The sequence below is a fragment of the Rhizobium moroccans genome, assembly GCF_057559155.1.
The window spans coordinates 194,892-206,161 of record NZ_JBHFJG010000002.1 but is presented as its reverse complement, the minus strand read 5'-3'; the positions used below and the strand labels follow the sequence as shown (position 1 = coordinate 206,161).

Here is an 11,270-nt window from a genome sequence, read left to right as displayed (position 1 = left end):
CAACTTATGATGGCATCGTGAGGTGGGGATTGCTATCGGCGGTTTTCCCTGTCCTCAGAAAAGGAGGAGGACGATATGTCTTCCAAGGCCAACCATCTACCGTCTTGGTACTATGAGGGCTTGGCACCGAAAGCGTGTGCCGGACTGAGCATATGCATCCTCCTCTACATCATGGGAAGTGGTTGGCTATGGTCATAGTACTTTCTGCCAAAACGTCATCGGCTGATAATGAAATTCTCCGTCGTGTCCTGAAAAAGGGACGCTATGCGACACTGGATCTGAAGGCGCGCATTGGAGCCGATCACTCCGAAGAGGTGGTCCTCGTTCAACGCATTCTGGACGGCATGATTTCGCCCGAAGACTACCCGCCCTCCCCAAAGGCGCGAAAACGCAGCCGCCGAGGCGAAATCGCGTCATGGGAGAATGAGGGCGGGTCAATTGATCCCAACGTCAAGGAGTAGCGGATATGCTAACAGAACACTGGAGTACACCGGTTCGGATCGGTGATAGCTCGATCAATAGCCCATTGCAGGCACATGGCTTCATGATGCGCGAGTGGCCGAATACCAAATACTTGACGTTTGCCGAGGCTCACCTCGCCATACTGGCGGCGCTCGACGGTCGCCAGTCGATAGAGGAGGCACGGACGCGATTTGTCACCGCGGTCCTGGATGCGGAGCTGGACCACCCGGGGTTTGAACGGCTCCCGACGACGGGAGGCCTCTTTTGAAAGTCTCCGTCTATCCTCGCTATTCCCGGACAATCGACGCGACACTCCCATCCCCGTATAGTTAATTCGAAAGCCGAGATAGAAATTGAATTTAAAGGAGAATAGCTGGCGATGATTGGAGCGGACGTGCAACGCCCAGCCTTCACTAAGAAGCATGCAGCCGGATGCCGCTCTTGCTGCGACTGCGGGACTTGATGCGATCTAGTGCTTGAACTTGGCAGGCCCCATCTGCTTGCATTATCAGATGTCGTGTGACTGCCGGCGCCGCTGGCTTCCTGTGAATCGCGCCTCTGGCGCAGTGCTGCCAAGACTACATATCATCTTAGATGACTCAACCGAAAGTGCGTATTCTTCCTCCACTTCTGCCCTCAGAATGGCATAGTAATGTCTTCTCGGATCTGGATTGCACCAACACGGAGACTGTCCGCAAGATGATCGCGCTGCTCGGCAGTGAGCATTCCGGCCCCAGATCGGATGCCATCCTGCCATGCGGGGCCGCGTTCCCATGCTTCGTTGTAGACGAGGGCAAGGTCTGAGAGCCTTCTGGTCTGTTCAAGCGCCTCAAACAGGAGCGCGGCCTGCCGGATGTCCTTGTCGCGCTTCAGTGCGCTGTCACCTTCAGTTCGACGGCGTGAGGCGACGATGAGCTTGTGGACGGCGTACCTCGCGGGATCCGGGACGGTGACCGGGATCCCGCTCTTGTGGAGTAGGACGGTTCTGACCGGGTCACGAATGAGGAAGTCGAGAAAGCGTAACGGATCCGCACTCGCGCCGCCAAGGGCTGGCATCCGGGAAGGCTGGTCGATGTAGTCATCCGACCCTCGGTTGGATGTCAGAAACTCGACCCGGTATCCCGTCGCGTTCTGGAACGCGCTCGATGCTGTGGATCCGGAGCGGTGAGGAACCGGCCGGAAGGTCGGATCGATACCCTGTAGCAACTCGACGATTGGAGGCAGGCTGTCCTCTACTTCATGGGAGATCGCGTGGTCCTGGGCTATGTCCGCATCCCCAGTCAGAAGCGCGGCCAGGGGCAGGCGCACACCGAGGATACCCGCGTAGGTCTGGAAGGCCACCGTGCCGATCAGGACGCCGCGCAGCCGGAACAGGCCTCCGGTCGCAAGTACCTCCACGATGTCCCCGGACATGGGGTCGGGAGCGATCATGCCGCCTTCACGGGTGAGGGATGACACCATGCGCCTACGAGCGCGCAGATCGTCCTTCTGCTGCTGGTGCGTCTCTACGCGCTGGGCGATCTCGGGATCGTTTGCAGGGCCGACATAGCGGCGCGTTTTGCCGCCCTTGCCGTCAGGGATGTCGAAGTACCAGTAGGCTCGCTCCTTGACGACAACGCGTTGGAATCGGCCCGCCGGCGGGAAGTCCGCTGTCCATGCCGCGTCCATGGAGCGCTGGGCCAGCTCCGCGAGCATGGTCTGGTACGTGAGATCCACCTGCTTCATCACTGCCTTCCTCAAGTTATACCTTTTATGCAAAAAGGTATAGACTGAATAGAAGGAGAGGGGAAGAGGAGCCTCACCTTACTGGATGAATGGATTTCCGGGGCGAGGGTCGTCGCAATGAGACCTGTGCCGATGCTTCCGATGTTCACTTTGGTCATTGTCATACCCTTCGCCCATCAGGCGATCTGCTCGAGAGGATCGATCTCGATGTTTGCGATCGTTCCCGGTGGCAGTTGCCTGTTGAAGACGCGGATGGCTTCGCCGGACATGTGCTGTTCCCAGATCTGGCGGGAGGCCCATTCTTCAACGAACACGTAGACTCCCCTCTGATTGAGGTTGCGGTGGAGATGATAGGAGAGGCATCCCACCTCGGCGCGCGTCGCGACTGACAATTCCGCCGCATATGTCTCGAAGGCATCTTCCTTGCCGGGTGTGATCGTGACGCGTGCCACGACATTGATACTGCTGGTCACTTGTCTGTCCTGTCAGGTTGGCTTCGGCTTGCGATATGGAGCAACGCCCCAAGCTGCTGTGTGCGGGATTGAATGAGGCCGACGCGCCGCTCCGGGATTGGGAGCGGCGCTGGCGGATCGCCCGGCTGGTTTATTTCAGGCGCTTGAGCAATTCGGCGGCGACGGCTGGGGCGGAAGCGGGGTTCTGGCCGGTGATCAACTCGCGGTCGGTCACCACGTTGGATGTCCACGGCGTCTCGTTGCTGACGAAATCGCCGCCTGCCGCTTCCAAGGCCGTCTGCGGATAGAACTTCATCTCCCCGCCGCTCAGCAGGCCCTTGGCAATTTCCTCTTCCTGATTGCTGATGACAGTCATCTTGTAGCCCGCATAGATCCAGCCCTCGGCCTTGGCCGAACCGCTTGTCTCAAGCTTCATGGTGAAGGCTGCTGCATCGGGCAGGGCCGAGAGCAGGGCGATCGGGCCATGGCAGGCGAGCGCCGTGGTCTTGCCCTTCGCATGGAAGTCGGCAAGCAGCTTGCCCAATTCCGGGCTGACGAGAAGATCCTGCATCGGGGCATGGCCGCCCGGCACATAGACCGCATCGAAATGGTCGTAACCGATCTGCTCGACGCGGGAGAGGCTGATCACCGGCGAGGTGCTGTCGGATGTCAGCCTGAGTTTCTCAAGCATGGCGATGCCTTCCCGCATCGCGGCCTCGTCGCCACCGAAATACATCTTGTCCACGGAGGACTTGTCCAGCGTCGGCGCCGTTCCCTTCGGGGTCGCGAAGGTGATGTCATGACCGGCCTGCGTCAGCGCCTTTACCGGCTGCATCAATTCATTGAGATAAAAGCCGGTCTCGAAAACCTTGCCGTTCTTGAGGTCGAGACGGTCGGAATCGGAAAGGACGACCAGAACGTTGGCGGCCTGTGTGCTGAAGGCACTTGTTCCAAGAGCAAGCGCGAGGGCGAGAGTGCGGATAGGCTTCATGTTTTTCTCTATGCGAAAGCCGTTCCCTGCCCAACGGGTCAGGGAAGATCTATGATGTGTCGACTGGGGTGATATCGGTAATGCTGGTTATGCGGTCAGGAGATCGCGGAGCGCTTCGCCGACGCCGGTCGCCGATTGCGGATTCTGGCCGGTGACCAGCCTTCCGTCGATGACCACCTTCGCGGTCCAGTCGGGGGCCGGATGGTGATGGGCGCCGCGAGCGGCAAGCGTGCTGGCCAGCAGGAAGGGAACAACCTTGTCCAGTTTGACGGCCCGTTCCTCGTCGTCGGTGAAGGCGGCGACGTTCTTGCCGGCGACAAGGTGCGCGCCGTTGCTCAACGTGATGTTGACCAGTGCCGCGGGGCCGTGGCACACGGCGGCGACAACGCCACCCGCCTCGTAAATATCGCGGGCGACGCTGTTGACCGCCGGGCTTGTCGGGAAGTCCCACATCGCGCCGTGTCCGCCGGCGAAGAAGATGGCGGAGTAGTTTTTCGGATCGACATTGGAAAGACGCGACGTGTTGCGAATGGCGTAGCGGAAGCCTTCGCTGTTCCAGTAGCGCGCATTGATCGCGTCATCGAGGTCTAGGCCGTCGACAGGCGGCTCGCCGCCATTGATCGAGGCGAACTCGACCGGGATGCCGGCGACATCGAGAACGGCGAGAGGATGGGTAACCTCGCCGAAGTAGAATCCGGTGGGTTCGCCAGTTTCGCCTTTGACGCCATGGCTGGTAAGGACGAAGAGAGCCGGTTTGATATCCTGAGTTGTGCTTGTCATGATCTGCTCCTGAACATCGCGATGACGTTTCATCACATTCGATGCCCTGAACGTATTAAAGCTACGAAGGCGGATAAATGGGTCTCCGAGGAATTCATTTGTTCGCAGAAGGATAGAATGATGACGAACAACAAGCTGAGGAGCCATAGCGGACGGTTGCGCCCCGTCTGTCCGGCCCACCCGACGCGAAATGCTTCAAAGCAATGCCTTGCCGATCGATGCGCCGCCATCCACAAACAGTGTCTGGCCGGTGATAAATCCAGCGTCGTTTGATAGGAGGAACTGGATTGCGGCCGCGATTCGTCCGGCTTTCCAAGTCGGTACATGGGGACGCCGGCTAGATGCCGTCCCCCCCGGAAGCTGGTCTCATTCCGGCAGACGGAGTTCCAAAGCACTTTATTGACGCCGCAATCGAGGATAAAGCTGCCCAAGGGAAACGGACTTTTTCGCAAGGGGTCAAAATGGGGCGGCGGTTTGATCATCTGGGCGACGTGGAGGCGTTTGTCACAGTTGCTGAAAAAGGCTCGATGACCCAAGGCGCGGTTGCGCTTTCAACGACTCCATCGGTTCTTAGTAGAGCGATCACCCGTCTTGAAACCCGTCTAGGCGCGCAATTGATGCGTCGAACCACGCGACGGTTGAGCTTGACGGATGAAGGCCGCGCCTATCTGGAGCAGGCACGCGCCGCATTTTCGATGATCGACGACGCGGAGCGAGCGATCCAGGGGCCGACTGGTGCGTCGTTAACGGGTCAAGTCCGTATCAGTGTGCCGACGACATATGGCCATTATCGGTTACCTGCCACGCTGGGCCGCTTCATGCGGGCCTACCCGGAAGTGCAGGTCGAACTGAGCATCACCAATCGCAATGTGGATCTTGTGGCGGAGGGCTACGATCTAGCGATCCGCCTCGGTCCGTTACCTGATAGCGGGCTGGTGGCGCGCAAACTAGAGGACGCACCGTTGAGGCTGGTTGCCTCTCCGCATTATCTCGAATGGGCTGGCGTTCCGCGGAACGTCGAAGACTTGGCGAAACATCAGTGCCTCCCTTTCGTGATGCCGAGCACAGGGCGTTGCGCCCCATGGCTGTTTCGCGTCGGCGGTCGCGACGTTGACTGGGCGCCACTTGCTCGCACCCGGGTATTTGACGACGTGCTGGGTGTGGTGTCGTTGGCGGAAAACGGCCTCGGAATCTGTCAGACCTACGATTTTATTGTGCGGGACCGTATCGAACAGGGGCGTCTTGTCGAGGTGCTGGAGCACGCGCGGGGCCGTTCCCGGCCTTTCTCGCTCATCTTCGCCCCACACCGTCGCCTCTCGGCGGCGACACGAACGCTGATCGATTTCCTTGCCAAGGAATAGTCACCGGGCGCTCGCCGCAGGAGAAGCGGGCATCGCTTACGAGACGTTGCTGCAAGCCTGCAGAGATGCCGCCGTCGGCCAGTTTCCGCTAGAGCCAGTAGGGTGTATTGACGAATGAAGTGGCAACCTAAACATGTAATCTCGTCGGCGGCTATAATGGTTGTCCGGTGCGGGCGGATCGATGTATTCAGGGGCTGGATCCTTCACTTATAACCTGTAGGCACATGGAAACGTCGCTTTATCTGCCCGTCAAAGGCTTTCTTGAGAAGGCGGGTTATACTGTCAAAGGTGAAGTTGGCGGTTGCGATCTCGTCGGCTTGAGTGACAACGATCCGCCTGTCGTCGTGATCTGCGAGCTGAAACTAAGCTTCAATCTGGAGCTCATTCTACAGGCCGTCGATCGCGCAGCTATTGCAGACGAGGTCTGGATCGCGGCCCGTGTCTCGCCCAAGGGCAAAGGACGCGGCGCAGACAAACGCTACCGCGATCTCTGCCGCAGGCTCGGAATCGGCATGCTCGGCATTTCCGATACCGGCAATGTGGCCATAATCGTCAGTTCCGTAACACCGATGCCGCGAACCAATCCGAAACGGCGTTCAGGGCTGATACGGGAACACCAGAGGCGGCGCGGCGATCCGGCCGTGGGCGGGAGCACACGCGCGCCGATCATGACCGCGTACCGCCAGCAGGCGCTTGGCTGCGCGTTAGCGCTGGCATCGGGGCCGATGCGCGTGCGCCAAATCAGATCCAGCATACCGGATGCCGGGAAGATTTTGCTTGCGAACGTCTATGGCTGGTTTGAACGTCGCGATAGAGGAGTCTATGGCTTGACCGCCGCCGGACGGGAGGCGCTGCAGCGATGGCCGCAGCAGGACGTGCCAGCAACAGTCGCCTTTCCCGACTGATTTTCTTTCTGCAATAGAGCTTTACGCCGCTCAAGCGAAAACAGGGCCAGTAATTCGGGCCTGCTCGAGATGAAACGCCGGAAAGCAGGCGAAACAGGCTCATTCAATTCAACAGTTCAATTTAGCCTGCGAACTGATTTAGCCCAGCTTGAAACTCGGCAAGTGTCGCCTGCACATGCCGTGCGAAGCTTTCCTCCCCTTCGTCGGCGCGCCAGTTCTGCAGCGCAACTTTCCAGAGGGCCGCGCCAATTTCAGCTATCACCCGCGAAAGTGACGGCTGTATGCCGCGCTGCTGCAAGGCCATATCAATTGCCGATGCCAGCATATGCAGCTTCATCAGTTCCCGCTCATGCAAATCACTATGCGTGGAGATCAGGAACTGGCGAAGCTTCACGATCGGGCGATGGCTATCAATAAACGGAGCGACTGCCTCAAAGCTGGAAGCGACAATGCTCAGCGGATGTTCGCCGGTAGGTGCTTTCGCAATCTCCTTTGTTATGGAGGTCTGATGCGCGCCGGCCCGCCAGAACAGTACTTCCCGCTTGTCCGTAAAGTAGCGGTAGAAGGTTCGTTCCGTTAATCCAGCTTTAGAGGCGATCTCCGGAACAGTTGTCTCGGCGTAACCCTGCCTGCCGAAAAGCTCGTACGCGGCACTCTCGAAACGCTCGCGCGCATTCTCTGCTCTTTGCACCATTCAAGTACCTCTCCGTTTTGTGAACATAGGTCGATTGTCAGGTTCTGACAATGATGATACGCATTGTCAGAGCCTGACAATGTTTGTCTTGGCTGGAAGGGAGGATGGCATGGCAGATAAAACGTCTGACAATCCGGGCAGCGTGGAGGTCACGCGGCGCCTGGTTCTTGCGGTCGGTGCCGGAACTGCCGCCGCCGGCATCTTGCCGCCAGTGCCGCGAGTTAAGGCGCAACAGACCGTCACACGCGTCGAGCCCGGCCAAAGGGTCCAAGTCTCGGCGACCGTGAACGGACAGCCACTCACGCTTGAAATCGACTCCCGTGCTTCTCTCCTCGATCTCCTGCGTGAGCGGCTAGATCTCACCGGAACGAAGAAAGGATGCGATCACGGGCAATGCGGCGCCTGCACTGTTCACTTGGACGGCCGTCCGATTTCGTCCTGTCTTACCTTGGCGGCGAAGATCGAAGGGCGGGAAATCACCACGATTGAGGGGCTCGCTAGCGGTTCGGATCTTCACCCGATGCAGCAGGCATTCATCGACAACGACGCACTCCAGTGTGGGTATTGCACGCCAGGTCAAGTCATGTCCGCCGTCGCTTGCGTGACCGGCGGGCACGCAAGCGATCCGGATGCGATCCGCGAATTCATGAGCGGGAATATCTGCCGCTGCGGCGCCTATGTCGGAATTCTCGCGGCCATCCAGCAAGCAGCCAAGGTCATGGAGGGCTGAAGGATGCAGGCGTTGAGCTATAGTGTCGCAACATCTGCGGAAGCGGCCGTTGCGCAATTTGCGGAAGCGGGCGGATTGGCGCGATATATTGCGGGTGGCACCAATCTTTATGACCTCATGAAGCTTGGGATCGAGCGTCCAATCCACTTGATCGATGTCAGCCGCATAGACGGAATGGACGCGATAGAGACCGGCGGCGACGTACTGCGCTTCGGTGGTCGCGCTTTGATGACCGACGTTGCTTATGCGCCGGTTGTCCGGGAGCAATACCCAGTACTTTCCGAAAGTCTGCTCAAGGCAGCGTCGCAGCAGTTGCGAAACATGGCCACGGTGGGAGGCAATCTTCTGCAGCGCACCCGCTGCATGTACTTTCGCAACGGCGCGGGATCCGCCTCGATGGTCGGTGTCTATCCTTGCAACAAGCGTGAGCCTGGTTCCGGTTGCTCTGCCATCGGGGGGCTCGATCGCAATCAGGCTGTTCTTGGCACGAGCGAGGCTTGCACGGCGGTGGCGCCAGGTGATTGGCCAGTGGCGCTGATGGCGATGGATGCGACGATCGAATTGCTTGGTCCTGAAGGCTCACGCATCATTCCGGTCGCCGAGTTCTACCGTCTGCCCGGGGAGACGCCCGACCGTGAATTCAACCTTCATCCAGGCGAGTTAGTGACCGCGATTACCATTCGGAAAACCCATGCTGGTCTTAAATCGACCTATCATAAGGTGCGTGACCGCGAGAGCTATGCCTTCGCACTGGCCTCTGCTGCGGTGGCCCTCGAGATGGATGGCGCTACCGTCCGCGTCGCCCGGATCGCCCTTGGCGGTGTCGCGACAACCCCGTGGCGCTCACCCGCCGCCGAGGCCCTTGTCGTCGGCTCGTCACTGACACCTGAGCGTGCGCTTCAAGCTGGTAGAGCGGCCTTCACCGACGCCCGGAGCGGTGAGCACAATGCATACAAGATCGAGCTCGGCGCGAGAGTCATCGCGGACGCCCTGATCATCGCCGCTGAAAGGAGAGCGTGATGCCTACGCAGGCCTTTTCGGAAATCGCGCGTATCGACGCGAGAGATAAAGTTCTCGGCCGGGCGCAGTATGGCGCTGACGTCAAACTGCCCGGGATGCTCCATGCGATGCTGGTGCCCGCGGCCGTGGCGAAGGGCAGGGTAAGCACCCTCGATGTCGCGTCCGCAACTCAAACCCCAGGCGTTGTCCAAGTTCTGGGTATAGGAGATTTCCCGACACTGCGCGCAGAGATATCGTATCGGGGTCAGCCCATCGCTCTAGTGGTCGCGGAGACCGTGGAGGCGGCCATCGAAGGCGCCGAAGCGGTGAAGGCGGTTTACGAGACTGCGCCGTACATTCCGCTAATGACCAGCCCCGGTGCGCAACGGATAGAGGCTGAAGGGTTCAATGCTGGCGATGTCGATAATGCGTTTCAAAGTGCAGCCCACGTCATAGAGGATACCTTCGAAACACCAACCCAGCATCACAATCCAATGGAGTTATTCGGCACCGTTGCAGAATGGACTGACGGACGGCTGACCGTATACGAGGGGTGTCAGAACCTTGACGCCGTCAAGGGCGCGCTCATGAGGACATTCGAGCTCTCGCCGGACCGCATCGTGGTCAAGTCAGAACAGGTCGGCGGTGGGTTCGGGCAAAAGTCTCCCCCGAAGATTCAGACTGCTCTGGTCGCGCAGGCGGCACGCTTGACACGTCGCCCGGTAAAGCTGGTAACCCCTCGTGGGCAGCTCTTCCATATAGCCAACTACCGGCCACGCAGCGTCCATAACATTCACCTTGCCGCTAGCGCGGAAGGGCGGCTGCAGGCCATCATTTACGACGTTGTGCAAGAAAATATCCCGGACGGAGGCTTCCGTTCGACCGGCTACCACGAAGATATTGCGCGTCTGTATGCGATCGAGAATTTTCGGGCGACCGCAGGCGACATTCACATCGACCGCCAGATGCCGCGCCATACGCGAGGCACACATCCCTTTCCTGCAGGCTTTGCGCTGGAGAGCGTGATTGATGAAATGGCTTACAAGCTTGGTAAGGACCCAGTACAGCTCCGGCTGGCTCATGAAGCCAAAAACGACATTGTTGCCGGCCAACCGCTATCGCCACATTTTTTGAACGACTGCCTCAAAGAAGGTGCCAGACGTTTCGGCTGGGAAAGGCGTGTTCCCGAACCAGGAGCCATGCGTTTGGCCGACGGAACACTGGTCGGTTTCGGGGTCGCATGCGGTGTCTTCGGCGCGTCGATGTCGGCGAGCGAGGCGACACTAAGAGTTCAGGCCGATGGCGTGACACGCATAATCAGTTCCGGTCACGAGATGGGCCAGGGAATCCTGACGGCGATCGCCAACGTCGTTATCGAGGGACTGGATATCAACCCTGATCGTTTGGAAGTGCTGCTCGGAGACACAACACTGGGTCCACAGCTCGCCACCGTAGGGGAGCGCGGGACTGCTAGCTGTGTGCCCGCGGCAGCAAAGGCAGTGGAAGCTCTTCGCGCCAGATTTGCAGAGCTCGCCGGCCCCAATCCGCCAGCCGGTAATTTGCACCAGCAGCTAGCGCGCCTGAAGCGACCCTATATCGAAGTGAAGGTTGCAGAGCTGGCGCCAGGTCAAGACGCGTCCGCCATCGATGCCTATCGCATGGGCGGCCGAGCAGGGGCCGGACCTGATTACCCCGGCTTCACATCGATGAGCTACATCGCGCAATTCGTGGAGGTTCATATTGAACCGACGACGCGGCGGATCCGCATGCCCCGTGCGGTCAGCATCGCTGACGTTGGGCGGGTGGTTAGCCCCACAACGGCAAAGGGACAAATGTACGGTGGTATTGTCTGGGGATTCAGCACCGCGCTTCGGGAAGAGTCAGAAGTTGATCCCCGCTTTGCCGGTTACCTCAATGACGACCTCGCCGACTACGTGATGGCAGTGAACGCAGATATCGGTGAGATAGATGTAGGGCTGATCGACAAGCCTGATTCCAGGATCAACTCGGTCGGCGTGAAGGGGATGGGCGAGCTGGTAATGCTCGGCACCGCGCCGGCGATCGCCAATGCAATCTATCACGCGACAGGCAAACGCATTCGAAAGCTCCCCATACGCATAGACGACCTGCTCTAAGACAGAACGAGCCGTTGAACACGTAGTTTCACCCTA

Annotated in this window: 13 protein-coding genes; 7 read left to right on the top strand and 6 right to left on the bottom strand. The window is 59.2% G+C overall.

Features of this window, described 5'->3' with window-relative positions; translation table 11 throughout:
* The first annotated feature begins 188 nt into the window (after window positions 1-188).
* On the top strand, window positions 189-461 hold the full coding sequence (locus ACE04I_RS02740; protein ID WP_487206542.1) for a hypothetical protein: 273 nt from the start codon (window positions 189-191) through the stop codon (window positions 459-461).
* A gap of 5 nt (window positions 462-466) precedes the next feature.
* Complete coding sequence (locus tag ACE04I_RS02735; protein WP_487206541.1) at window positions 467-730, top strand: DUF982 domain-containing protein; 264 nt, start codon at window positions 467-469, stop codon at window positions 728-730.
* Between the two features lie 368 nt (window positions 731-1,098).
* Here the strand turns inward: ACE04I_RS02735 and ACE04I_RS02730 are convergent, their stop codons facing one another.
* From ACE04I_RS02730 to ACE04I_RS02710, 5 genes are all read right to left on the bottom strand, one after another.
* On the bottom strand, window positions 1,099-2,187 hold the full coding sequence (locus ACE04I_RS02730) for a nucleotidyltransferase family protein (protein ID WP_487206540.1): 1,089 nt from the start codon (window positions 2,185-2,187) through the stop codon (window positions 1,099-1,101).
* A 176-nt stretch (window positions 2,188-2,363) separates the two neighbouring features.
* On the bottom strand, window positions 2,364-2,660 hold the full coding sequence (locus ACE04I_RS02725) for a putative quinol monooxygenase (RefSeq protein WP_487206539.1): 297 nt from the start codon (window positions 2,658-2,660) through the stop codon (window positions 2,364-2,366).
* Between the two features lie 130 nt (window positions 2,661-2,790).
* Entirely contained in the window at window positions 2,791-3,630 is an 840-nt protein-coding gene (locus tag ACE04I_RS02720) for a type 1 glutamine amidotransferase domain-containing protein (RefSeq protein WP_487206538.1), read from the bottom strand.
* Window positions 3,631-3,717: 87 nt separating this feature from the next.
* On the bottom strand, window positions 3,718-4,410 hold the full coding sequence (locus ACE04I_RS02715) for a type 1 glutamine amidotransferase domain-containing protein (protein ID WP_487206537.1): 693 nt from the start codon (window positions 4,408-4,410) through the stop codon (window positions 3,718-3,720).
* A 195-nt stretch (window positions 4,411-4,605) separates the two neighbouring features.
* Window positions 4,606-4,698, bottom strand: a complete 93-nt coding sequence (locus ACE04I_RS02710; RefSeq protein ID WP_487206552.1) for a hypothetical protein — start codon at window positions 4,696-4,698, stop codon at window positions 4,606-4,608.
* Between the two features lie 173 nt (window positions 4,699-4,871).
* Here ACE04I_RS02710 and ACE04I_RS02705 point away from each other — a divergent pair, with 173 nt between their 5' ends.
* Together ACE04I_RS02705 and ACE04I_RS02700 are read left to right on the top strand one after the other, a co-directional pair.
* A complete protein-coding gene (locus ACE04I_RS02705) occupies window positions 4,872-5,771 on the top strand; it encodes a LysR family transcriptional regulator (RefSeq protein WP_046793074.1) in 900 nt (299 codons plus the stop codon).
* Window positions 5,772-5,995: 224 nt separating this feature from the next.
* On the top strand, window positions 5,996-6,676 hold the full coding sequence (locus ACE04I_RS02700) for a DUF2161 domain-containing phosphodiesterase (RefSeq protein ID WP_487206536.1): 681 nt from the start codon (window positions 5,996-5,998) through the stop codon (window positions 6,674-6,676).
* A gap of 121 nt (window positions 6,677-6,797) precedes the next feature.
* Here ACE04I_RS02700 and ACE04I_RS02695 read toward each other — a convergent pair whose 3' ends face one another.
* Window positions 6,798-7,370 (bottom strand): TetR/AcrR family transcriptional regulator, encoded by a 573-nt coding sequence (locus ACE04I_RS02695; protein WP_046793076.1) that lies wholly within the window; start codon window positions 7,368-7,370, stop codon window positions 6,798-6,800.
* 109 nt (window positions 7,371-7,479) lie between these two features.
* Here ACE04I_RS02695 and ACE04I_RS02690 point away from each other — a divergent pair, with 109 nt between their 5' ends.
* From ACE04I_RS02690 to ACE04I_RS02680, 3 genes are read left to right on the top strand one after another with little or no spacing between them, the layout of a single operon-like run.
* The gene (locus tag ACE04I_RS02690) at window positions 7,480-8,100 is read left to right on the top strand and encodes a (2Fe-2S)-binding protein (protein ID WP_487206535.1); all 621 of its coding nucleotides are present in this window, start codon (window positions 7,480-7,482) and stop codon (window positions 8,098-8,100) included.
* Between the two features lie 3 nt (window positions 8,101-8,103).
* A complete protein-coding gene (locus tag ACE04I_RS02685; protein WP_487206534.1) occupies window positions 8,104-9,120 on the top strand; it encodes an FAD binding domain-containing protein in 1,017 nt (338 codons plus the stop codon).
* On the top strand, window positions 9,120-11,234 hold the full coding sequence (locus ACE04I_RS02680) for a xanthine dehydrogenase family protein molybdopterin-binding subunit (protein WP_487206533.1): 2,115 nt from the start codon (window positions 9,120-9,122) through the stop codon (window positions 11,232-11,234). Before ACE04I_RS02685 ends, ACE04I_RS02680 begins: the two co-directional genes overlap by 1 nt.
* Window positions 11,235-11,270: the final 36 nt, after the last annotated feature.